Here is a 22,033-nt window from a genome sequence, read left to right on the forward strand (position 1 = left end):
CCCCCTTTTTCGTCCTGTTCCCATTACAGCAGGCCCCCATGCCGGCTCGGGCTCCGGCCTGCCGGAGAGTTCCCACTCCCGCTTCAGCAGGATTCGGTGGCGACGACGCGACGGGCGGTGGTCGACGGGAGCAGCGCGAGGAGGAGGGCCAGCGCCGTGAGCACGAGGACGAGGACGGCCACGGAGAGCCATTGTCCGCTCGCCCAGGCGATTCCTCCGACCCACCCGAACAGGCTGGATCCAGCGTAATAGGAGACGTTGTACAGCGCAGTCGCCTGCGCGCGACCGGTTTTCGCGTGGGCGCCGACCATACCGGATGCGACGGCGTGGCCGACGAAGAGTCCGGCGGTGATCGCGGCCACGCCGAGGAGAATCAGGACCAGCGGTCCGGCGACGCTCAGCATCGTCCCGCCGGCCATGCAGGTGCAGGCCAGCACGAGCACGGTTCGCTGACCGAACCGGCCGACCAACCAGGCGGCGGCGCGAGAGCCCGCGGTTCCGGCCAGGTACGCGAGAAAGATGAGCGACACCACCGTCGGCGCGAGGTGGTAGGGAGCGGCCTCGAGGCGGAAGGGGAGGTAGTTGAACACGGCCACCATGCCACCGACGAGAAGCGCACCGATGCCGAACAATGCCAGCAGACGGGTATCCCGTAGGTGGATGGCCAGGATCCCGGTGGACGGGACGGGCGATCGCCGGGCCCGTCCGGCGGGTAGCAGCGCGATCAGGATGGTCATCAGGATCGCCAGGCCACCCCCGAGGATCGCCAGTGCCGGACGCCACCCGAGGTGGTCGGCGACCGGGACGACCAGAAGGCGACCGCTCAAACCACCCAAAGATGTTGCCGCAACGTAGGAACCGGCCAATGCTGCGGTCCGCGCCGGCGCCGCGACCTCATGGAGCAGGGTCATCGCCAGCGCCGGTAGTCCACCGAGCGCCACGCCCTGGACGAATCGTCCCGCGACCAGGGCGTCGAACGTCGGGAGCCAGGGGACGGCCACGGCGAGCAGTCCCGCGGTTGCCGCCGCGTACCGCATCGCGGTGGGGCGCCCCACTCGATCCGAGAACCGGGCCCACGGCAGAACCGACAACGCCAGCCCCAGCGTGGCCGCCGAGACCAGGAGAGACGCCTGCGCCGGGCTCACGGACGCGTCGTTCCCGATCTGTGTGAGGAGCCCCTGCGGCGCGTACATCAAGGCAAAGGTCGCCACGCCGGCACACCACAGGGCCGCCGAGAGTCGGCGGTCCGGATTTCCCGTCGGCGGCGTGTTCTGCAGGGCAGCCGAGGCGCGGGCGTCCTTCTCCGTGAGGTGTGTGGCGGACATGACGTCGACGTTAGAACCGGCGAACTGATGAATCCAATGCAGAAGCGTCCACCGACTCATACAGTTGAGTCATGAATAGCGAGTCCGTCAAGGCGCTGTTGCCGCATCTTCCCGTCCTCGTCGCCCTCGGCGAAGTCGAACATGTGACTGTCGCTGCTGCGATGCTCGGGATGCCCCAACCCACGGTCAGCCGGATAGTCCGCCGACTCGAGAAGCAACTCGGCACCCCGCTCCTGGAACCCGACGGCCGCGGCGTGCGACTGACGGATGCCGGCCGGACACTGGTGCCCTACGCGCAACGCGCACTCGGGGCCGTGGTGGACGGCCTCGACGCCGTGCAGTCCGAAGACCGACTGGCGCGGGCCACCGTTCGCGTCGCCTTTCAGATGTCGCTCGGCGAGCACCTCGTGCCCGAGTTGATTCGCACCGTCCGCGCGACGGATCCGACGATCCGGTTCGTTCTCAGCCAGGGCGCGCGCCGCACATGCCTCGACACCCTCCTCAACCGTGAGGCCGATATCGCGCTCGTCTCTCGTCTCACCCCACCGCCGGAGGGCCTGACGGTCACGCCGCTGTTCGAACAGCCGCTCGTCGTCCTGGTGCCCTCCGAGCACCCGCGAGCCGCCTCGATCTCGACGACGATCCGTGACCTTGCCTCCGAGCCGATCGTCACCCTCAAGCCGGGCTACGGGCTCCGGGGATCCCTCGACGACCTGTTCGCGCGAGCCGGCGCCCTTCCCACGATCGCGTTCGAAGGAGAGGACCTGCACACCGTGCACGGCCTGGTCGCATCGGGCTTGGGCGTGGGCATCGTGCCGGCCACCGACACTCCCCCGCCCGGGTGCGCGCAGATTCGCCTCGACGACCCCCGAGCGTTCCGCGACATCGGTGCCGCGCGCCTGTCCGGTCCCCCGGGGGCCGCGGTCACCACGGTTATCGCTGCCCTCAGGACCCTCACGTCGTCGGAAAGCAGGGAGACGACGTGAATCGCGAACATCTCCAGCTCGATTACGGCCTCCGCTTCGACTGGGGTCTGCCGGGAGCGAAAGCCATCGGCGCCGCTGCCGACGTCGCGGTCGTGGTGGACGTCCTGTCGTTCACCACCACCCTCACCGTTGCGGTCGACGCCGGCATCGACGTCCTGCCCTACCGGTGGAACGACGAGTCCGCAGAACGCTACGCCCGGGATTCGGATGCCGTCCTCGCCGTCGGCCGCAGCCAGGCGGCGAACGGGCAGATCAGCTTGTCGCCGAATACGATTCGGCAGACCGCGGCGCCGCGCAGATTGGTACTTCCCTCGCCGAACGGTTCGACCATCAGCTTCGAACTCGGCGCAGGAACCGGCGTGTGCGTCGGAGCGTCCTTACGGAATGCGACCGCGGTCGCCGGCTGGATCGCCCGGCACTGCACATCGACGTCGGTGGTGTCGGTGATCGCCGCCGGGGAAAAGTGGCCGGGCGGCGAACTACGGCCGGCGGTCGAGGATCTGTGGGGCGCGGGCGCCGTGCTGTCCGCTCTGGCGGCGAACGGTTGGGGCGCAGACGCTTCGCCGGAAGCCCTGTCGGCCATGACCGCCTGGCGTGGGGTCGCGCACTCCCTCCCGCAGTCCCTGGAGGCGTGCGCGTCGGGACGGGAGTTGCGTGCCTCGGGATATCCGGAGGACGTCGCAATCGCCGCGGAGGTGGACCGGAGCACCGCCGTCCCGGTCCTCGAAGATCGGGCCTTCCGTACGGCTTCGCAATAGAGTGAGCGCCATGTTCGATACCTGGGACGCCGACGCTCAAGGAGTCCTGCGCCTGCCGTCCGGGCGCCTGGTCCGCGGCCGCGGGCTGAGACGACCACTTCCCGACGGTCCCCTCCCCGATTTCGCCGTCTACCTGCTGGGGCGAACGCCGCCGCCGGTGCAGTGGGATTCACGATGGGTCCGCTGGCCCGATTTCGCGTTGCCGCGAGATCGTGACGACACACTCGATGCGCTGGGTGAGGTGTGGCGCCGTGCCGCGACGGAGCGGGTGGAGGTGGCGTGCGGGGGCGGTCGCGGCCGGACGGGCACAGCCCTCGCCTGCATCGCCGTGCTCGACGGGGTCCCGGCGCGGGACGCCGTCGCGTACGTCCGGCAGCACTACCACCATCACGCGGTCGAGACGCCGTGGCAGCGGCGGTATGTCGGGCGGTTCACCGCGGCACCGACCTCCTGACCCTCCACCGACACCGGACCCGAAGACACCGGCGGCCCCGCACGAGAATTCGTGCGGAGCCGCCGGTGTGATGACCGGGAGAAGGCTACTTCTCGGCAGCCGCCTCTTCGCTCTGCTCGGCCGGAGCCGCAGCGCCGTCTTCTTCGACGGGGATCAGCGAGATCTTGCCGCGGTTGTCGATGTCGGCGATCTCGACACGCAACTTCGAGCCGACGCTCACGACGTCCTCGACCTTGGCAATGCGCTTGCCACTGCCCAGCTTCGAGATGTGCACCAATCCGTCGCGGCCGGGGAGGAGCGACACGAACGCGCCGAAGGCGGTGGTCTTGACGACCGTGCCCAGGAAGCGCTCGCCGACCTTCGGCAGCTGCGGGTTGGCGATGGCGTTGATCATGTCGATCGCGGCCTGCGCGGACGGGCCGTCCGTCGCACCGACGAACACGGTGCCGTCATCTTCGATGGAGATGTTGGCGCCGGTCTGCTCGGTGATGGAGTTGATCATCTTGCCCTTGGGGCCGATGACCTCACCGATCTTGTCGACGGGGACCTTGATGGCCGTGACGCGCGGGGCGAACGGGCTCATCTCGTCGGGGGTATCGATGGCCTCGGCCATGACCTCGAGGATCGTCGCACGCGCATCCTTGGCCTGCGACAGCGCGCCGGCGAGGACCTTGGACGGGATGCCGTCGAGCTTCGTGTCGAGCTGCAGGGCCGTGACGAAGTCCTTCGTGCCCGCGACCTTGAAGTCCATGTCGCCGAACGCGTCCTCGGCACCGAGGATGTCGGTGAGCGCGACGTAACGGGTCTCACCGTCGACCTGGTCGGAGACGAGGCCCATGGCGATACCGGCGACCGGAGCCTTCAGCGGCACACCGGCGTTGAGCAGTGCGAGCGTCGACGCGCACACGGAGCCCATCGAGGTGGAACCGTTGGAGCTGAGTGCCTCCGAGACCTGACGGATGGCGTACGGGAACTCCTCGACACTCGGCAGCACGGGCATGAGTGCCCGCTCCGCCAGCGCGCCGTGACCGATCTCGCGGCGCTTCGGCGAACCGACGCGTCCCGTCTCACCGGTGGAGTACGGCGGGAAGTTGTAGTGGTGCATGTACCGCTTGGTCGTCTCGGGTCCGAGCGAATCGACCTGCTGCGCCATCTTGACCATGTCGAGGGTGGTGACACCCAGGATCTGGGTCTCGCCGCGCTCGAAGAGCGCGGAACCGTGTGCACGCGGAACGATGGCGACCTCGGCCGACAGCGAACGGATGTCCGTGATGCCACGGCCGTCGATGCGGAACTGGTCGCGCAGGATGCGCTGACGGACCAGCTTCTTCGTCAGCGAGCGGAACGCCGCGCCCAGTTCCTTCTCGCGACCCTCGAAGTTCGGGGCGACCTGCTCGAGGACCTCGACCTTGACCTCGTCGGTCTTGTCGTCGCGCTCCTGCTTGCCCGCGATGGTCAGTGCTGCGCTGAGCTTCTCCGCTGCGGCGGCCTCGACGGCTGCGAACACGTCGTCCTGGTACGCCGGGAAGACGGGGAAGTCACCGGTGGGCTTGGAGGCCTTGGCCGCGAGCTGCTGCTGCGCGGTGCAGAGGCGGGCGATGAACGGCTTGGCTGCTTCGAGGCCCTCGGCCACGATCGACTCGGTGGGAGCCTGCGCGCCACCGTCGATCAGGGAGATCACGTTGTCGGTGGCCTCGGCCTCGACCATCATGATCGCGACGTCGGCGTCGTCACCGCTGCCGGAGACGATGCGGCCGGCGACGACCATGTCGAAGACGGCGTTCTCGAGCTGCTCGACGGTGGGGAATGCAACCCACTGGCCGGCCTTGTTCTCGTCCGAGGTGATGAGCGCGACACGCACACCGCCGACGGGTCCGGAGAACGGCAGTCCGGCGATCTGGGTGGAGGCGGACGCGGCGTTGATCGCGACCACGTCGTACAGGTCCTGCGGATTCAGGCTCATCACCGTGACGACGACCTGGATCTCGTTGCGCAGACCGTCGACGAACGACGGGCGCAGCGGGCGGTCGATCAGGCGGCAGGTCAGGATCGCGTCCGTGGAGGGACGGCCCTCACGACGGAAGAACGAGCCGGGGATACGGCCCGCTGCGTACATGCGCTCCTCGACGTCCACCGTCAGGGGGAAGAAGTCGAAGTGCTCCTTGGGGTGCTTGCTGGCGCTCGTCGCGGACAGCAGCATCGTCTCGTCGTCCAGGTAGGCGACGACGGCGCCGGCGGCCTGCTGTGCGAGGCGACCGGTCTCGAAACGAATGGTGCGGGTTCCGAAGGACCCGTTGTCGATCACGGCGGTGGATTCGAACACGCCCTCATCGACCTCTACTGCGGAATTCTCTGTCATCTCTTCTTTTCACTTCCCTCTCGTCTTCGCCGTACCCGCGGGGGCGTTCTCACCCTCCTGGCGAGAACTGCGCACCTGAGGAACATCCCCCTCTCGAGTTCTCGGGATGTCACTGTGCGGAGGCGGCCGTCGATCGAAGTCCCCCGGACCGTGTCCGGAAGACCACTACCGAAGACCGACACCACATTCTCGGGTGCATACGGTAGTGCTGCCCTCGGCAGCTAACGCCGATAGCCAGCGAGGCCCAGTCTAAGCAAGGCCCCGCCGGCTACCGGAGTGATTTGCGATCGAAATGACCGCTGTGTACGAAACTCAGCGACGCAGGCCGAGACGCTCGATCAGCGAGCGGTAACGCTCGATGTCGACCTTCTGGACGTACTTGAGCAGACGACGACGGCGTCCGACCAGCAGCAGGAGGCCGCGGCGGGAGTGGTGGTCGTGCTTGTGCATCTTGAGGTGTTCGGTGAGATCGACGATGCGCTTGGTGAGCATGGCCACCTGCGCCTCCGGCGAACCGGTGTCGGTCTCGTGCAGGCCGTACTCGCTCAGAACCTGCTTCTTCTCTTCGGTGGTCAATGCCACTGGTTCACTCCTGGTGATGACGTTCGCGTGCAAGGATCGAAACTCGGCGCGGCCGCCACGAACCGCAGCGCACGCCAGCGGTCTACTTTACCAGCTGAAATGGGACGGTTTTACCGCACGTCCTCCGACGCCGCCAGGATCGCGCGCGCACGCTCGGCGTCCTTGCCCATCGCGACGATCAGGTCGTCGACCGAATCGAATTTTTCCATCCCGCGGAGGCGCTCCACCAGATCGACGGCCACGTGCTGGCCGTACAGGTCGGCTTCCCGGTCGAGCACGAAGGCCTCCACGGTGCGCGTCCGCCCCGAGAACGTGGGGTTGGTGCCCACCGAGACGGCGGCCATGTACCGCTCGCCGGAGGTGACCGTGCCCAGGTCGACTCCGTGCCCGAGCACGGTGAACCAGGCGGCGTACACGCCGTCCGCGGGAATCGCGGCATACATGGGCGGCGCGACGTTCGCGGTCGGATAGCCGAGCTGCCGTCCACGACCGTCGCCGTGGACGACGACACCCTCGACGCGGTGCGGGCGGCCGAGGGCCTCCGTCGCGGCGGCCATGTCGCCGGCGTCCACGCACGAACGGATGTAGGTGGACGAGAACGTGACCGCATGCTCTGCGAGCAACGTCACACCGTCGACCGCGAACCCGAACCGGTCGCCGATCTGACGCAGCAGGTCGACGTTGCCCGCCGCCTTCTTGCCGAACGTGAAGTTCTCACCGACGACGACCTCCGCCACGTGCAGGCGCTCCACGAGAATCTCGTGGGCGTACCGCTCCGGGGTCAGCTTCATGAATTCGGCGGTGAACGGCATGACGCAGAACACGTCGATGCCCAGCTCCTCCGCGAGCTCCGCCCGGCGGGCGAGCGTCGTGAGCTGGGCGGGATGACTGCCCGGACGAACCACTTCCATCGGATGAGGATCGAAAGTCATGAGCACGCTGGGTATTCCACGCGTGCGGGCAGCCGCCACCGCTCGACTGATCAGTTGGGCGTGACCTCGGTGCACGCCATCGAATACGCCGATCGTGAGAACACAACGACCCCAGTCGGCAGGAACCTCGTCGAGACCACGCCATCTCAGCACGAGTGGCAGCCTACGGTGCCGCGCGCCGATGTTCATCTCCGGACCGGGTGTCCGGCCGCCCCGCTCGCCGGGGAAGCGCCACGACCTCGCGGTTCGCGGTCGCCCGGGCAGTCTCCCGACGACGGATCAGGTGTGTCGATGTGTCTCGCCGGTAAGACTTGCCTAAGCTCGTTGGCGTGGCCGTGAACAAGAATGACCAGAGCGTGACCGAGGACTCGACCTCCGAGACCGGGGCTCTCTCGGCAGTGGCGCAGGACTACCTCAAGGTCATCTGGACCGTTCAGGAGTGGTCGCAGGAGCGGGTGTCCACGAAATTGCTCTCCGAGAAGATCGGGGTGTCGGCGTCGACCGTGTCGGAGGCCATTCGGAAACTGTCCGACCAGGGCCTCGTCGATCACGCCCGCTACGGGTCCATCGCGCTCACCGAGGCGGGGCGCGTCGCCGCCGTCGGAATGGTCCGCAGGCACCGCCTCATCGAGACGTATCTGGTGCACGAACTGGGATACGGCTGGGACGAGGTGCACGACGAGGCGGAGGTCCTCGAACACGCCGTCTCGGATCTGATGATCTCCCGGATGGACGCGAAGCTCGGCCATCCCGAGCGCGATCCGCACGGCGATCCGATTCCCGCGGTCGACGGCTCGGTGCCCACTCCCCCGGCACGTCAGCTCAGCGACTTCGTCAACGGCGAGAGCGGCCGCATCGCCCGGATCTCGGACTCCGACCCGGCGATGCTGCGGTACTTCGACTCGGTCGGTGTGGCACTGGACGTCACGGTCACGGTGCTGGAGCGACGCGACTACGCCGGAACCGTGTCGGTCCGGCTCGGCACGCACGAGGACTCCATCGAGCTCGGAAACCCCGCAGCCCAGGCCATCTGGCTGGTGTGAACCGCTACCTCAGGGTCGCGGGGCGGACCACCATCACGGAGCTTGCCCGCCGTCCCCGCTCCTGGAGCAGCGCGATCGTGTGCCCACTCGGATCGATGGCGGCGTAGACCCCCTTGATTCCGATCGGCTCGAGCCACCTGCCCTGACTGATCGATTCGGCCTCGTCCGCGTCGATCTGCCGGTGCGGGAACGCGGTCTGCGCGGCGGCGTCGATGTCGAGACTGACCCCCGGTTCCTCGGCCAGCTGCTCCAGCGTCCGCGCGTGCTCGAGCGTGAACGGTCCCACCCGGGTCCGTCGCAGCGAAGTGAGGTGCCCGCCGACGCCGATCAGCGCGATCCCCAGATCACGCGCGAGCGCCCGGACGTACGTGCCGGAGGAACATTCCACCTCGACGTCGAGGTCGACGAACGTGCCCTCGGTGCGCCTCCCGATCACCTCGAACCGAGACACCGTGACCGAACGGGGAGCGAGTTCGAACTCCTCGCCCGCACGGATCAGTGCGTGCGCCCGCCGGCCGTCCACCTTGATGGCGCTGACGCTCGACGGGATCTGCTGGATGTCGCCGGTGAGGGTGTGCACCTGCGCGGCGATCTCGTCGTCCGTCACGCCGGACGCATCGGCGGACGCGACGACATCGCCCTCGGCGTCGTCGGTGGTGGTGGCCTGACCCAGCCGGATCGTGGCCGTGTACGCCTTGGTGGTCAGAGCGAGGAGCCCCAGCAGCTTCGTCGCCCGCTCCACACCGAGCACCAGCACCCCGGTGGCCATCGGGTCGAGAGTGCCCGCGTGCCCGACCTTCCGGGTGCCGAGCAGCTTGCGGCACCGGGCCACCACGTCGTGGCTGGTGACGCCCGCGTCCTTGTCGACGATGAGCAGTCCGGCGCCGACGAGACCGGAAGAGGGCTTTTCACGTGCAGACACGAGGTCCGATTCTGCCAGCCGTCGTCACCGCACCGAAATCAGTGCACCGCAATGGCGGTGATGATCAGGCCGTCGGACACCATCCACCGTCCGTCGAACGACGCCAGTGGTGGGCCGTCGACGGTCTCTCCGGAGATGAGGAGATCCGAATGGAACGTGCCCGTGCCGTCCCCGGATGCCTCGAACGTGATGTGCGCGTCCTCGAACCCGAGCCACCGGGCCGTGAGCGGGAACCACGCCTTGTACGTGGCTTCCTTGGCGCAGAACAGCAGCCTGTCCCGGTGCACCGGCCCGCCGGTGGCGGAGCGCCACTGCCCGGAGTCCGCCGCGCCCGACAGCCAGTCGCGTTCGGCGGGCAGGCTCACCGCATCCAGCACACCGTCCGGCAGCGCCTCGTGCGGTTCCGCGTCGATCCCCACGGACCGCACCTGCATGGCGTAGCCGAGCACCGCGCCGCGGTAGCCGTCGCAGTGCGTGAGGCTCCCGACCACGCCGCGCGGCCACACGGGGGAACCCTTGTCGCCCCGCAGAACAGGGGCCGGGTCCACGCCCAGCTTCGTCATCGCCAGACGGGCGCAGTGCCGTGCGGTGGTGAATTCGCGCCGCCGCTTCTCCACCGCCCTGCCGATCAGCGCCTCCTCCTGCGGGTGCGGACGCAGGCCCGGCGGATCCTCGAACAGTTCCGAGGACACCACTCCGGCAGGCAGAATTCTCTCGATCACAGGGCCCCCCTCGCCCGCATCTTCTCCACTTCGGCTTCCTGTTCGGGAGTGACCTTGAAGTGGCCTCCCCACTTGTTCAGTGTTCCCGGCGGGTACTCCGGCACCGGGAGGATCTGCCGCAGGAGCCGGTCCGGGAGTCCCCGCCGCTGCCACTCCCGCGGGTAGCCCAGCGACACCTCTTCGAACCGCACCCCGTCGTAGTAGGTGGTCCGCGGAATGTGCAGATGCCCGTACACGGCGCAGACGGCGTTGTACCGGGTGTGCCAGTCCGCGGTCAGTTCGGTGCCGCACCAGAGTGAGAACTCCGGGTACCACAGCACCTGCGTCGGTTGACGCACCAACGGGAAGTGGTTGATCAGGACGGTGCGGGTGCCTGCGGGCAGGGCGTCCAACCGGGCCTTCGTCGTCTCGACGCGGTTGCGACACCACGCATCCCGGGTTCCGTACGGTTCACTCGACAGCAGGAACTCGTCCGTGGCCACCACGTTCTTCTCGCGCGCGATCGCGAGACCTTCCTCCTTGGTGGTGGCGCCGTCGGGCAGGAACGTGTAGTCGTACAGCAGGAACATCGGGACCAGCGTGATCGGGCCGTCCTCCGCCTCCCACACCGGGAACGGGTCCTCGGGGGTGATGACGCCGATCTCGCGGCACATGGTGACCAGGTAGTCGTAGCGGGCGGCGCCGTGGATCTGCACCGGATCCTTCGCCGTCGTCCACAGTTCGTGGTTGCCGGGAACCCAGATGACCTCGGCGAAACGACTGCGCAGGAGTTTCAGCGCCCACCGGATGTCGTCGGTCTTCTCGGAGACGTCGCCCGCGACGATCAGCCAGTCTTCGGGCGAGTCGGGATAGATGTCCTCGGCGATCGGGCGGTTTCCCCGGTGCCCCACATGGATGTCGCTCACCGCCATCAGTTTGGGTGCCACGTCAACCACCTTTCCGATCGTGTTCCGCCGCGGGATCGCTGTCCGATCCGTGCCGTGTCTGCAGGTCGGCCCCGACCACTGCCCAGCGGCCCGTCCCCACGCGCCACACGACCGCGAGCATCCGAAGAATTATGAACACCGTGAGTCCCGTCCAGATTCCCGCCAGGCCCCAGTCGCGCAGCATCGACAGCCAGATCAGTGGCAGAAATCCGACCAACGCGCAGGACAGCGTGGCATTCCGGAGGAAGGCGACGTCGCCGGCCCCGAGCAGTACTCCGTCGAGGGCGAACACCACTCCGGCGACCGGCATGATCGCGACGAAGAACCACCAGGCCACCGCCATCTCGTCGAGCACGGCCTGATCGGAGGTGAACAGTTCGGGGATCACCCCGTGGCCGAGGGCGAAGATCAGGGCGAGCCCTGTGGCGAAGATCGTGGACCACCGGGTGATGCGCCACGACAGTCGCGTGGCGCCCTTGGCATGTCCGGCGCCCAGCGCGGCACCGACCAGCGCCTGTGCGGCGATGGCCAGGGAGTCGAGGGTGAGTGCGACGAGGTTCCACAGCTGCAGCACCACCTGGTGGGCGGCGACCGCGGCGGCACCGAACCGGGACGCGACGGCGGCCGCTGAGAGGAAGCACGCCTGGAAGGCCAGGCTCCGCAGGATCAGGTCCCGGCCGAGCACCATCTGGGCGCGCATGACGTGCCACCGCGGACGCAACGGCACCCGCTCCACCACCAGCGCTCCGATGAACAGGCTCGCGGACACCGCCTGCCCGATCACGTTCGCGACCGCCGAACCCTCGAGTTCCAGCCGCGGCGCACCCCACAATCCGTGCACCAGAACTGGGCAGGCCACGGCCGACACGACGAGACCGGCGATCACGAACCGCAGCGGTCGAACCGTGTTCTGCACACCGCGCATCCACCCGTTGCCCGCCATCGCGACGAGGATGAGCGGGGCCCCGAACACCGCGATCCGCAGCCAGCTCTCGGCGGCCGCCGCGATGTCGGAGCCGCCCGAGATCGCCGACGTGACCGGACGCGCGAACAGGTGGGCCAGCGCGATCACGAGCGCGCCGATACCCAAGGCCAGCCACGTGGCCTGCACGCCCTCCCGGACCGCACCACGCTCGTCGCCGGCCCCGTGCATACGGGACGCGCGCGCCGTGGTGCCGTAGGACAGGAACGTCAGCTGTGTGCTGACCTGGGCGAGGATGAGACCGCCGACCGCAAGGCCCGCGAGCGCCAGTGCGCCCAGCCGACCGACGACGGCGATGTCGAAGAGCAGATAGATCGGTTCGGCAGCGAGCACGCCCAGCGCGGGCAGCGCCAGCCCGAACACCGTCCGGGCGGTCGCATCGCCCGTGACTTCCGAGACGTCAGCCAATGATTTCGGACCTCAGCCGAGCGATTCGACGAGCAAGGTCACGATCTCGTCCGCAGAGCCCTCGGCCGTGTAGCCGGCGGCGAACCGATGACCGCCGCCGCCGAGGTACCCGGCGATCACCGACACGTCCACGTCGGACTTCGATCGCAGCGACACCGACCACGTGCCGTCCACGGCCTCCTTGAGGACCGCGGCGACCTCGGCCTCGGACGTCGTCCGGACGATGTCGATGACGCTTTCGATCTCCTCCGAGCGGAGGTCTCCGATGTAGGCCTGCCGGATCACGGCGAACACCAGTCCACGCCCTCCCGCTGCGTCGGGGACGAGAGTCGCCGACCCGAGCACCGAGGACAGCATGGGCAGCCAGCCGAACGGGTGGGTGTCGAGCAGGCGCCGCGCGATGCGGGCTCCGTCGATTCCGGTGGCGAGCAGCCTCTCGGCGAGAGTGTGGGTGCCGGGCTGCACCCAGCGGAACGAACCGGTGTCCGTCACGAGTCCCGCGTACAGGCAGTGCGCCAGATCGGCGTCGATCTCCACACCCCACAGGTCGAACATCTGCGCCACGACAGCGGTCGTCGACTCCGCGGACTCGTCGATCACGTTCATGCGACCGAAGCGGGTGTTGGACCGGTGGTGATCGATGACGAGGGTCTCCCCCGCGTTCGCGAGCCGGTCGGCGAGCTTCCCGAGACGCCCGGCACTGCCGCAGTCGACGGTCACGAGCAGGTCGACGTTGCGGCGCACCTGATCCGCAGGCACCAGCAGGTGGGTGCCCGGCAGTTCACGCATCGACTCCGGCAGTTCGTCGGGCGCGCCGAACGCGACCTGCACCGGAATCCCCTTGCGCTCGAGCACCAACGCCAGGGCCAGTCCACTGCCGATCGTGTCGGCATCGGGTTGGACGTGACACAGAATCGTCACCGACGTCGCGTTCTCGAGAACGGCGACCGCCTGCGGCAGAAACACCTCGTGACGATCGAGATCAGACAGGGACGTCTCCTGAGTGTGGGTCATGTCGGTTCGTGTCAGTCCGCCTGGCGGGAACCGGAGGGCTCGTCGACTTCGGCGTCGTCCGCGTCCTCGGCTCGGGGCTCCTTGTACGGGTCGGGATCGCCGGCCGGGGACGCACCGGCCGCGACACGCGCCACCTCGTCGTCGGCGGCGCGAGCACGGGCGAGGAGTTCCTCCATGTGCCGTGCCGTGTCGGGGACCGTGTCCGCGACGAACGTCAGCGTCGGCGTGAACCGGACTCCGGTGCCTGCGCCCACCTTCGAGCGCAGAACGCCCTTCGCCTTCTCCAGCCCTGCGGCTGCGGAGGCGAGGTCCGGTTCGGACTCGAGGTCGGCGCCCATCACGGTGTAGTACACGGTGGCGTCGTGGAGGTCGGCCGTCACCTTGGTATCGGTGATCGTGACGAACGCCAGGCGAGGGTCTTTGATTTCGTGGTCGATCGCCGTTGCGACGATCGTGCCGATGCGCTTGGCGAGTTTGCGTGCCCGGGCGGGATCCACCATGACAATCAGACTCCTCTCCCTGGCCGCTGGATAAGTTGTGAAGTTGCGTGTGTAGCTGTATTTCATTCTGCACGCCGGGCCGCCGACGCGGCGGGGCGGGCAGGGCACTCCGAGTCAGTCCTCGGGGCCGAAAATCCTTCGCCGGACCGCAAGGAGTTGCAGTTCCGGCAGCTCGGCGACGTGCCGTTCGCACGTGTCGAGTACCTCGTGTACGTGATCGACCGCCGAACTCGCCATCGTGACGCCGAGCATCGACCGGCGATACCGATCCTGTTCGCCGGTCTCGGCTGCCGAGACGCCGTAGCGTCGCAGCTCCGCCAGTACCGGTTTGACCATTGCACGCTTCTCTTTCAGAGATCGCACGTCACCGAGCAAGATGTCGAGCTCGAGCGCACCGACGTACAAACTTTCCTCCTTCGGGGAGACGTGCGCTCCCCCGGCCGATCGACTCGGCCGGAGAAGCGCACGCCGGATGACGCTGCTACGTCACCCCAAACGGATGGCGACTAGTCGCGCGGCTTTTCCCGAAGCTCGTAGGCCTCGATGACGTCACCGACCTTGATGTCGGAGTAGGTGAGCGTCAAACCGCACTCGTAACCCTCGCGTACCTCGACAGCGTCCTCCTTCTCCCGCTTGAGCGAGGAGATGGTGACGGTCTCGGCGACAACCGTGTTGTCACGCAGCAGCCGGGCCTTCGCATTGCGACGGATGGTACCCGAGGTGACGAGGCAACCGGCAATGTTGCCGACCTTGGACGAACGGAACATCGCGCGGATCTCCGCCTTGCCCAGCTCGACCTCTTCGTAGATCGGCTTGAGCATGCCCTTGAGAGCCTTCTCGACCTCGTCGATGGCCTGGTAGATCACCGAGTAGTACCGGATGTCGACGCCCTCGCGGTTCGCCAACTCGGTCGCCTTGCCCTCGGCGCGGACGTTGAACCCGATGATGATCGCGTTCGACGCAGCGGCCAGGTTGACGTTTGTCTCGGTGACGCCACCGACACCACGGTCGATGACCCGCAACTGCACCTCGTCGTCGATCTCGATGCCGTGCAGGGCCTCTTCCAAGGCCTCCACGGTTCCCGAGTTGTCGCCCTTGAGGATGAGGTTGAGCTGCGACGTCTCCTTGAGAGCCGAATCCAGGTCCTCGAGGCTGATGCGCTTGCGGCTCTTCGCGGCCAGAGCGTTGCGCTTACGCGCATTGCGCCGGTCGGCGATCTGACGGGCGATGCGGTCCTCGTCGACCACGAGCAGGTTGTCGCCTGCACCGGGGACCGACGTGAAGCCGACCACCTGGACGGGACGCGAGGGCAGGGCCTCGAGCACGTCGTCGCCGTGCTCGTCGACCATGCGGCGCACACGTCCGTATGCGTCGCCGGCCACGATCGAGTCGCCGACCCGCAACGTTCCGCGCTGGATGAGCACGGTCGCGACGGGGCCGCGTCCACGGTCGAGGTGCGCCTCGATGGCGACACCCTGAGCGTCCATGTCCGGGTTGGCCCGCAGGTCCAGGGCAGCGTCCGCCGTCAACAGCACGGCTTCGAGCAGTGCGTCGATGTTGGTGCCCTGCTTCGCCGAGATGTCGACGAACATGGTGTCTCCGCCGTATTCCTCGGCGACCAGTCCGTACTCGGTGAGCTGCTGCCGGATCTTGTCCGGGTTCGCGCCTTCCTTGTCGATCTTGTTCACCGCGACCACGATCGGCACGTCGGCCGCCTGGGCGTGGTTGATCGCTTCCACCGTCTGCGGCATGACGCCGTCGTCGGCGGCGACGACCAGGATCGCGAGGTCGGTGGCCTTGGCACCACGGGCACGCATGGCCGTGAAGGCCTCGTGACCGGGGGTGTCGATGAACGTCACGAGACGCTCGTTGCCGTCGAGCTCGGTCAGCACCTGGTAGGCACCGATGTGCTGCGTGATGCCGCCGGCCTCGCCCTCACGGACGTTGGCCTTACGGATCGTGTCGAGCAGTCGGGTCTTACCGTGGTCGACGTGGCCCATGACGGTGACCACCGGCGGACGGGACTCGAGGTCCTCTTCGCCACCTTCGTCTTCGCCGTAGGTGAGGTCGAAGCTGTCGAGCAGCTCGCGGTCCTCGTCCTCCGGGCTGACGACCTGGACGACGTAGTTCATCTCGCCGCCGAGCAGTTCGAGCGTCTCGTCGTTGACCGACTGGGTCGCCGTCACCATCTCGCCGAGGTTGAACAGTGCCTGCACCAACGCTGCGGGGTTCGCGTCGATCTTCTCCGCGAAGTCCGACAGGGATGCACCGCGGGCGAGGCGAATGGTCTCGCCGTTGCCACGGGGCAACCGCACGCCGCCGACGGCAGGCGCCTGCATCGAATCGTATTCCTGGCGCTTCTGACGCTTCGACTTGCGACCACGACGCGGGGCACCACCGGGGCGACCGAACGCGCCTGCTGCCGCACCGCGCTGACCGGGGCGTCCACCGCCACCGGGACGACCGCGGAAACCACCTGCGGGTGCTCCGCCACCGGGCGCACCTGCACCGGCACCGGGAGCTCCGCCACCGCGGTATCCACCGCCGCCGCCGCCGGGACGACCGCCGGGGGCTCCGCCGGGACGGCCGGGACGACCGCCGGGAGCGGGACGTGCCGAACGAGCAGGCATCGCGCCTGGGTTCGGGCGAGGAGGCATCGAGCCCGGGCTGGGACGGGGACCGCCCTGACCGGGAGCCGGACGGGGACCGCCCTGACCCGGTGCCGGACGAGGTCCACCCTGACCGGGAGCCGGACGGGGACCGCCCTGACCCGGTGCCGGACGAGGTCCACCCTGACCGGGAGCCGGACGGGGTGCACCCGGACGCGGTACGCCGGGAGCGGGACGGGGCGCCGGACGCTCGGCGGGAGCCGAGGAGTACGGGTTGTTACCGACACGCGGGGGCTTCGGGCCGGGACGGGGTCCGCCGGGCTTGGCGCCCGTGGACGGAGCCGCGGGGGCACTGGCAGCCGGAGCGGCCGGGGCTGCGGGTGCGGCCGGAGCCGGGGCAGCCGGGGTGGGGCGACCAGGCTTGGGAGCATTGGTCGCCGGTGCAGCCGGGGTGGCTGCGCTTGCTGCGGGCGCGGCCGGAGCCGGGGCCTGCGCCTCGGGGGTGGCTGCGGGGGCTGCCGCCGCGGGTGCGGCCGGAGCCGGAGCCGGGGCTGCCGGCTTCGGGCCGGGACGCGGACCGCCCGGCTTCGCTGCGGTCGCCGGGGCGCTCGGCGCGGGTGCACCGGGCTTGGCAGCCGGACGGGCTGCGGAATCGGCGGACTTCGCCGACGGGAAGGACTCCCGCAGACGCCTGGCGACGGGCGCCTCCACCGTGGAGGACGCCGACTTCACGAACTCGCCCTGCTCCTTGAGCGTTGCGAGTAGTTCTTTACTTGTGACACCGAGTTCTTTAGCCAACTCGTGCACGCGGGCCTTGCCTGCCACTGCTCTCCTCACTGATGAGGTCGAGCAGGAGGCTCCCCTGAGAGGGGCCCGCACGACCTCGGGTTATCTCCGATGGACGATCATCGCTGGTGCTTCACGGTGTGCTCATGAGTGCTTGTGCCTGTTCTGTTCGAGAGGTACTGCTCTGGGTGGGTGCCCTGCTCGTACCCAGTGGTCGACTTCAGAACTGTCGACACTTCCGGACACTCGCAGCGCTCTGCCGAATGCTCGGCGTCGTTCCGCGAGACTCAGGCAAGCCTCGGCGGGGTGCAGCCACGCACCTCGACCGGGAAGCCTGCGCCTCGGGTCCGGGGCGAGAACATGACCTTGCGGCCCGCTCTCACTAACCACAACCCTGAGCAGATCGACAGCCAGCGCGCGCTCCCTACATCCTATGCATGTTCGAACCGGTGAACCGGTAGGAACGCGCGCGGAATCGGGGTGCTCATGCTGAACCATTGACCACTCTACCGCCGACTCGCCCCGATCTCCGCATTCCCGGCTCAACGACTGGTCGCGGCGGGTCCGCCTGCCGACTCGGGGGCGGGTGCGGCGTCACTGCGGATGTCGATTCGCCACCCGGTCAAGCGTGCAGCAAGGCGGGCATTTTGCCCCTCCTTGCCGATGGCGAGGGACAGCTGGAAGTCGGGGACGACGACACGTGCGGCCCGCGCCTCGGGGTCCACCACAGTGACGGAGACCACTTTCGACGGCGACAGCGCGTTACCGACGAACCGGGCCGGGTCTTCGTCGAAGTCGATGATGTCGATCTTCTCGCCGGCGAGTTCGCTCATCACGTTGCGCACCCGCTGGCCCATCGGCCCGATGCACGCACCCTTGGCGTTGAGTCCCTGCACCCGCGACTGGACGGCGATCTTCGACCTGTGCCCGGCCTCCCGGGCGACGGCGATGATCTCGACGGAACCGTCCGCGATCTCCGGAACCTCGAGCGCGAACAGCTTGCGGACGAGGTTCGGGTGGGTGCGCGACAGCGTGATCTGCGGTCCCCGCTGTCCACGGGCCACACCGACGACGTAGCACTTGAGCCGCTCGCCGTGCTCGTAGTTCTCGCCGGGCACCTGCTCGGCGGGCGGGATCAGACCCTCGGCGCCGCTGGCCTCGCTGCCGATCCGCACCACGACCATCCCGCGCGAGTTCGCGCGGGTGTCGCGCTGGATCACGCCGCCGACGATCTCACCCTCGTGGGTGGAGTACTCGCCGAAGCTGCGCTCGTGCTCGGCGTCGCGCAGTCGCTGGAGGATGACCTGGCGGGCGGTGGTCGCGGCAATCCGGCCGAAACCTTCCGGGGTGTCGTCCCATTCCTCGCCGACCATGTTGCCGTCGGCGTCGACGTCGTGCGCCATCACACGCACGATGCCGCTCTTGGTGTCGACGTCGATCCGCGCGTGCTGCTGATGCCCCTCGGTGTGCCGATAGGCGGTGAGCAACGCGGTCTGGATGGTCGAGATGACGGTCTCGATCGAGATGCCCTTGTCGGCCTCGATAGCGCGCAACGCCGCAATGTCGATATTCACTTGTCCAACCCCTCTACTACTTCTTCATCTTCCGACGCGTCTGCGTCCGCGGGTGCCACGCGACCCTCGGGAATCCCGCCCGCGAGTTCCAGCTCTCGCGGGTCGGGTTTCGAGAATTCCACTTGCACAACAGCTTTCTGAATGTCCGGGAGCGCGACGCGCCGAACCTCCGGGCCCGTACGCGAGCCGATCACCACCGCGACCGAATCGCCGTCGAGGACGCCGATCCGACCCACGACGGTCTCGTGCGCAAGATCGATGCGCGCCTTGCGGCCGCGGGCCCGGCGCCAGTGCCGCTCGTGCGTGAGCGGCCGGTCGATACCAGGAGACGTGACCTCGAGCGTGTATGGCGACTCCCCGAAATCGGACACCGAATCGAAGACCTCGGAGATCTCGTGGCTCAGGTTCGCGACCGCGTCGAGTTCGAGCCCGGCGTCGCTGTCCACCATGATCCTGACCGCGCTGTGCCGACCCGCGAGGGTGACCGCAACGCCCTCCAAGTCGTAGCCCTGGCGTTGCACCAGATCGGAGATGAGCTCCGTCACCCTCTCCTTGGATGGAACCGGCATCGGGGAAGCTCCTCGTTTCAGTTGTCGCTCGTCGTCTTCGTGGTCTGGCAGGTCATCGTGCCGCGCACGCAGCACCACGAACCCGCCGGGACGGGTTCGAGCATCTAAGAGTAACGCTGATTCGACGCGCCCGTGACCAGCCCCGGTGCTCGATTCCCGGGATCGCGGCCCGACCTGGCACCATGGACCGGTGCTCATGCCCACCGTCTCCCGGCCCCCGACATCCGGTCCGGCCGTGTCCCGGCGCACCGCTCTCCGGTTCGCAGCCGCCTCGGCCTTCGGCGTCGCGAGCGTCGCCCTGCTGGCGGGGTGCGCCGACGACGCGGACTCCGACACCGAGGTCGATTCACTCGTCGAGCAGTCGCGTCTGGCTCGTCGTGACGCCGCCGGTGCGGCGGCCACGATCGCGCTGCTCCCCGATCGCGGCGCGGCGCTCGAACTCGTCCGCGCCCAGCGCGCCGCGCACGCCGACGCACTGGATGCCGAAATCGCCAGAGCTGCAGGAACTTACCTGGACGGCACCGCACCGACCACGTCCGCTCCCCCGTCGACGACACCGACCGCACCGGCACCGCCGCCCGGCCTCGATCAATTGCGGGCCTTCCTGGCCGAGTCGCAGCGCAGCGCAGCCGATTCGGCGCGCGCACTGACCGCCTACCGGGCGGGGCTCTGCGCGTCGATCAGCGCGGCATGCGGAACGTATCTGGCGGTGGTGCTGCCGTGACGACACCCACTGAAGCCGAGGGTAAGAGCCTCGCCGACGCGCTGACCGCCGAACATTCCGCGGTGTTCGCCTACGGAGTGGTCGCCGCATTCTCGAATCCCACCCGGGCCACCCAGGTGGCCACCGCCGCCGCAGCCCACCGGGCACGACGGGACGGGCTCCTGGACACGTTGACGGCGGCAGGACTGACGGCCCCGGCCGCCGAGGCGGGCTACACCCTGCCGTTCCCCGTCACCGATCCGATCACGGCCGCACAGTTGGCGGCCCAGGTCGAGGCCGACACCGCCGTCGCGTGGCGGGCGGTCGTCGAACACGGTGAGACGGAGGACACCCGCACGCTCGGCGTCACCGCGCTGACCGAAGCGGCCGTCAGGGAGGCCACCTGGCGGGCGGCTCTCGGGACCGATCCGGTGACCGACCCGTTCCCCGGCCAGCCCTGACGACGCGCAGGTTCCCGCCCAGCGGGATTCTGCACCCGCCTGTCGCGTTCGCGGCCTAGCGTCTGTCCCGACACGGTGTACGGCAACGGGAGGACGGCGGCGTGGACGAGCGCTCGGTGGAGCAGCGTCTGGCGGACCTGGAGCGGATCGACGCGATCAAGGCGCTCAAGTACCGCTATTGGCGAGCGTGCGACGGCAAGGATCCGGACGCGTTCCGTTCCTGCTTCGTCTCGTCCGGGGCATCGATCGACTTCGGGCCGCTCGGCCGGTTCGACGACGCGGACCGGCTCACGGACATCTTCCGCAGGATCGCGCTCCATGAAGTGGACGGCAAGCACGTGATCCTTGACATGCACCACGGCTTCCATCCGGACATCGTGCTGCACAGCGACACCGAGGCGTCGGGCGCGTGGACGCTGAAGTTCCGCCAAGTGGATCTGCTGAAGCGGACGGAGACCGTGTCCTCCGGCGAGTACGACGACGCCTACCGTCTCGAGGACGGCGTCTGGCGAATGTCGCGATGCCACTTCACCACTCGATGGTCGATCACCCGCCCGCTCCCCCAGGACACGGTGGTCGTCCAGTGAGCGCCGGGGTAGCTCTGGTTACCGGGGGGAGCCGCGGCGTCGGCAAGGGTGTGGCGACGGCGCTGGGAGCCGCGGGGTGGACCGTGTACGTCACCGGGCGCGGCCCGCTGACGGAGGAAAGCCCACTGGCGGTGTCGGCGAGAACGGTCACCGATGCCGGCGGGACCGGCATCGCGGTGGCCTGCGATCACCGCGACGACGACGACGTGCACAGCCTGTTCGCCCGGATCTCGGTCGAGCAGGCCGGCCGGCTCGACCTGCTGGTCAACAACGTGTGGGCCGCGCCCAAGGGATTCGGCGGGTTCAGCACGCCGTTCTGGGAGCGGCCGCTGGACGACTGGGACTCGCTGATCGGCGTCGGTCTGCGTGCCCATTACGTCGCGTCCGTGGAGGCTGCGCGGTTGATGGTGCCCCGCCGCTCCGGGTTGATCGCGAATATCTCGTCGTTCGGGACGCGCGGGCATCTGCACTCGGTGCTGTACGGCATGTCCAAGGCCGGGCTGGACAAGATGGCCAGCGACATGGCGGCGGAGCTGGCTCCGCACGACGTGCGTGCGGTCTCGCTGTGGCCGGGCATCGTGCGGACGGAGATGATCGTCGCCAGCGGCCTCGAGACCATCGCCGGCTTTCCCGTCGCGGACGCCGAGTCCCCCGAGTTCATCGGCGAGGTGATCTGCGCTTTGACCGCGGACTCCACCCTCCCGGACCGAAGCGGGCACACCTTCGTCACGGCGGAGCTGGCCGTCGAATACGGAATCACCGACACTCAGGGCCGGACCCCGCCCTCGCACCGGGAACCGTTCGGCGGCGGCCCCCTCTTCTGAGCACCGG

23 protein-coding genes are annotated in these 22,033 nt (G+C 68.5%); 8 read left to right on the forward strand and 15 right to left on the reverse strand.

What is annotated here, in order from left to right; all coding sequences use genetic code 11:
* Positions 1 to 83: 83 nt before the first annotated feature.
* Positions 84 to 1,385 (reverse strand): MFS transporter, encoded by a 1,302-nt coding sequence (locus WKC72_RS27075; RefSeq protein ID WP_370180389.1) that lies wholly within the window; start codon positions 1,383 to 1,385, stop codon positions 84 to 86.
* An 11-nt stretch (positions 1,386 to 1,396) separates the two neighbouring features.
* Between WKC72_RS27075 and WKC72_RS27080 the strand changes: the two genes are divergently transcribed.
* From WKC72_RS27080 to WKC72_RS27090, 3 genes are read left to right on the forward strand one after another with little or no spacing between them, the layout of a single operon-like run.
* On the forward strand, positions 1,397 to 2,311 hold the full coding sequence (locus WKC72_RS27080; protein WP_112299230.1) for a LysR family transcriptional regulator: 915 nt from the start codon (positions 1,397 to 1,399) through the stop codon (positions 2,309 to 2,311).
* The gene (locus tag WKC72_RS27085) at positions 2,308 to 3,069 is read left to right on the forward strand and encodes a 2-phosphosulfolactate phosphatase (protein ID WP_370180390.1); all 762 of its coding nucleotides are present in this window, start codon (positions 2,308 to 2,310) and stop codon (positions 3,067 to 3,069) included. The genes WKC72_RS27080 and WKC72_RS27085 overlap by 4 nt, the downstream gene beginning before the upstream one ends.
* 10 nt (positions 3,070 to 3,079) lie before the next feature.
* Positions 3,080 to 3,523: a protein-tyrosine phosphatase family protein gene (locus WKC72_RS27090; protein WP_128642137.1), complete on the forward strand. Its 444-nt coding sequence runs from the start codon at positions 3,080 to 3,082 to the stop codon at positions 3,521 to 3,523.
* Between the two features lie 85 nt (positions 3,524 to 3,608).
* Here the strand turns inward: WKC72_RS27090 and WKC72_RS27095 are convergent, their stop codons facing one another.
* From WKC72_RS27095 to WKC72_RS27105, 3 genes are all read right to left on the reverse strand, one after another.
* Positions 3,609 to 5,882, reverse strand: coding sequence for a polyribonucleotide nucleotidyltransferase (locus tag WKC72_RS27095; protein ID WP_037232621.1), 2,274 nt, complete (start codon positions 5,880 to 5,882; stop codon positions 3,609 to 3,611).
* Between the two features lie 312 nt (positions 5,883 to 6,194).
* A complete protein-coding gene (gene rpsO / locus WKC72_RS27100) occupies positions 6,195 to 6,464 on the reverse strand; it encodes a 30S ribosomal protein S15 (RefSeq protein WP_005240682.1) in 270 nt (89 codons plus the stop codon).
* A gap of 110 nt (positions 6,465 to 6,574) precedes the next feature.
* Positions 6,575 to 7,549, reverse strand: coding sequence for a bifunctional riboflavin kinase/FAD synthetase (locus WKC72_RS27105; RefSeq protein ID WP_037232696.1), 975 nt, complete (start codon positions 7,547 to 7,549; stop codon positions 6,575 to 6,577).
* Positions 7,550 to 7,725: 176 nt separating this feature from the next.
* Between WKC72_RS27105 and WKC72_RS27110 the strand changes: the two genes are divergently transcribed.
* Positions 7,726 to 8,439, forward strand: a complete 714-nt coding sequence (locus WKC72_RS27110) for a metal-dependent transcriptional regulator (protein WP_128970010.1) — start codon at positions 7,726 to 7,728, stop codon at positions 8,437 to 8,439.
* A gap of 4 nt (positions 8,440 to 8,443) precedes the next feature.
* Here the strand turns inward: WKC72_RS27110 and truB are convergent, their stop codons facing one another.
* The 11 genes from truB to rimP all read right to left on the reverse strand — a co-directional run bounded on the left by truB (position 8,444) and on the right by rimP (position 19,451).
* The gene (gene truB / locus WKC72_RS27115) at positions 8,444 to 9,361 is read right to left on the reverse strand and encodes a tRNA pseudouridine(55) synthase TruB (RefSeq protein WP_370180391.1); all 918 of its coding nucleotides are present in this window, start codon (positions 9,359 to 9,361) and stop codon (positions 8,444 to 8,446) included.
* Positions 9,362 to 9,399: 38 nt separating this feature from the next.
* A complete protein-coding gene (gene npt / locus WKC72_RS27120) occupies positions 9,400 to 10,083 on the reverse strand; it encodes a 4'-phosphopantetheinyl transferase Npt (protein ID WP_112299234.1) in 684 nt (227 codons plus the stop codon).
* The gene (locus WKC72_RS27125) at positions 10,080 to 11,009 is read right to left on the reverse strand and encodes a metallophosphoesterase (RefSeq protein WP_037232634.1); all 930 of its coding nucleotides are present in this window, start codon (positions 11,007 to 11,009) and stop codon (positions 10,080 to 10,082) included. Before WKC72_RS27125 ends, npt begins: the two co-directional genes overlap by 4 nt.
* A 1-nt stretch (position 11,010) precedes the next feature.
* Complete coding sequence (locus WKC72_RS27130; protein ID WP_128638909.1) at positions 11,011 to 12,399, reverse strand: MATE family efflux transporter; 1,389 nt, start codon at positions 12,397 to 12,399, stop codon at positions 11,011 to 11,013.
* A gap of 12 nt (positions 12,400 to 12,411) precedes the next feature.
* Positions 12,412 to 13,413, reverse strand: a complete 1,002-nt coding sequence (locus WKC72_RS27135) for a bifunctional oligoribonuclease/PAP phosphatase NrnA (RefSeq protein WP_128638910.1) — start codon at positions 13,411 to 13,413, stop codon at positions 12,412 to 12,414.
* An 11-nt stretch (positions 13,414 to 13,424) separates the two neighbouring features.
* Entirely contained in the window at positions 13,425 to 13,913 is a 489-nt protein-coding gene (gene rbfA, locus WKC72_RS27140) for a 30S ribosome-binding factor RbfA (protein ID WP_005240675.1), read from the reverse strand.
* 114 nt (positions 13,914 to 14,027) lie between these two features.
* On the reverse strand, positions 14,028 to 14,318 hold the full coding sequence (locus WKC72_RS27145; protein ID WP_005240674.1) for a DUF503 domain-containing protein: 291 nt from the start codon (positions 14,316 to 14,318) through the stop codon (positions 14,028 to 14,030).
* Positions 14,319 to 14,419: 101 nt separating this feature from the next.
* On the reverse strand, positions 14,420 to 17,347 hold the full coding sequence (gene infB, locus WKC72_RS27150) for a translation initiation factor IF-2 (RefSeq protein ID WP_370180392.1): 2,928 nt from the start codon (positions 17,345 to 17,347) through the stop codon (positions 14,420 to 14,422).
* Between the two features lie 105 nt (positions 17,348 to 17,452).
* A complete protein-coding gene (locus tag WKC72_RS27155) occupies positions 17,453 to 17,806 on the reverse strand; it encodes a YlxR family protein (protein ID WP_081792792.1) in 354 nt (117 codons plus the stop codon).
* Between the two features lie 44 nt (positions 17,807 to 17,850).
* Complete coding sequence (gene nusA, locus WKC72_RS27160; protein WP_105419289.1) at positions 17,851 to 18,882, reverse strand: transcription termination factor NusA; 1,032 nt, start codon at positions 18,880 to 18,882, stop codon at positions 17,851 to 17,853.
* The gene (rimP, locus tag WKC72_RS27165) at positions 18,879 to 19,451 is read right to left on the reverse strand and encodes a ribosome maturation factor RimP (RefSeq protein WP_037245703.1); all 573 of its coding nucleotides are present in this window, start codon (positions 19,449 to 19,451) and stop codon (positions 18,879 to 18,881) included. The genes nusA and rimP overlap by 4 nt, the downstream gene beginning before the upstream one ends.
* A gap of 196 nt (positions 19,452 to 19,647) precedes the next feature.
* Between rimP and WKC72_RS27170 the strand changes: the two genes are divergently transcribed.
* The 4 genes from WKC72_RS27170 to WKC72_RS27185 all read left to right on the forward strand — a co-directional run bounded on the left by WKC72_RS27170 (position 19,648) and on the right by WKC72_RS27185 (position 22,026).
* A complete protein-coding gene (locus WKC72_RS27170; RefSeq protein ID WP_037245701.1) occupies positions 19,648 to 20,175 on the forward strand; it encodes a hypothetical protein in 528 nt (175 codons plus the stop codon).
* Entirely contained in the window at positions 20,172 to 20,615 is a 444-nt protein-coding gene (locus WKC72_RS27175; protein WP_037245699.1) for a ferritin-like domain-containing protein, read from the forward strand. Before WKC72_RS27170 ends, WKC72_RS27175 begins: the two co-directional genes overlap by 4 nt.
* Positions 20,616 to 20,716: 101 nt before the next feature.
* A complete protein-coding gene (locus tag WKC72_RS27180) occupies positions 20,717 to 21,202 on the forward strand; it encodes a nuclear transport factor 2 family protein (RefSeq protein ID WP_037245696.1) in 486 nt (161 codons plus the stop codon).
* Positions 21,199 to 22,026, forward strand: a complete 828-nt coding sequence (locus tag WKC72_RS27185) for an SDR family NAD(P)-dependent oxidoreductase (protein ID WP_370180393.1) — start codon at positions 21,199 to 21,201, stop codon at positions 22,024 to 22,026. Before WKC72_RS27180 ends, WKC72_RS27185 begins: the two co-directional genes overlap by 4 nt.
* Positions 22,027 to 22,033: the final 7 nt, after the last annotated feature.

It is taken from the genome of Rhodococcus wratislaviensis, from assembly GCF_041228765.1.
GTDB classification, from domain to species: domain Bacteria; phylum Actinomycetota; class Actinomycetes; order Mycobacteriales; family Mycobacteriaceae; genus Rhodococcus_F; species Rhodococcus_F wratislaviensis.

What these genes read in the sequence shown, in the direction of transcription:
- rbfA (WP_005240675.1), bottom strand. Translation starts at nt 13,913, where the DNA reads ATGGTGGATCCCGCCCGGGCACGCAAACTCGCCAAGCGCATCGGCACG.
- rimP (WP_037245703.1), bottom strand. Translation starts at nt 19,451, where the DNA reads ATGCCGGTTCCATCCAAGGAGAGGGTGACGGAGCTCATCTCCGATCTG.
- WKC72_RS27170 (WP_037245701.1), top strand. Translation starts at nt 19,648, where the DNA reads ATGCCCACCGTCTCCCGGCCCCCGACATCCGGTCCGGCCGTGTCCCGG.
- WKC72_RS27080 (WP_112299230.1), top strand. Translation starts at nt 1,397, where the DNA reads ATGAATAGCGAGTCCGTCAAGGCGCTGTTGCCGCATCTTCCCGTCCTC.
- WKC72_RS27155 (WP_081792792.1), bottom strand. Translation starts at nt 17,806, where the DNA reads ATGGTTCAGCATGAGCACCCCGATTCCGCGCGCGTTCCTACCGGTTCA.
- WKC72_RS27090 (WP_128642137.1), top strand. Translation starts at nt 3,080, where the DNA reads ATGTTCGATACCTGGGACGCCGACGCTCAAGGAGTCCTGCGCCTGCCG.
- WKC72_RS27095 (WP_037232621.1), bottom strand. Translation starts at nt 5,882, where the DNA reads ATGACAGAGAATTCCGCAGTAGAGGTCGATGAGGGCGTGTTCGAATCC.
- WKC72_RS27135 (WP_128638910.1), bottom strand. Translation starts at nt 13,413, where the DNA reads ATGACCCACACTCAGGAGACGTCCCTGTCTGATCTCGATCGTCACGAG.
- WKC72_RS27075 (WP_370180389.1), bottom strand. Translation starts at nt 1,385, where the DNA reads ATGAGTCGGTGGACGCTTCTGCATTGGATTCATCAGTTCGCCGGTTCT.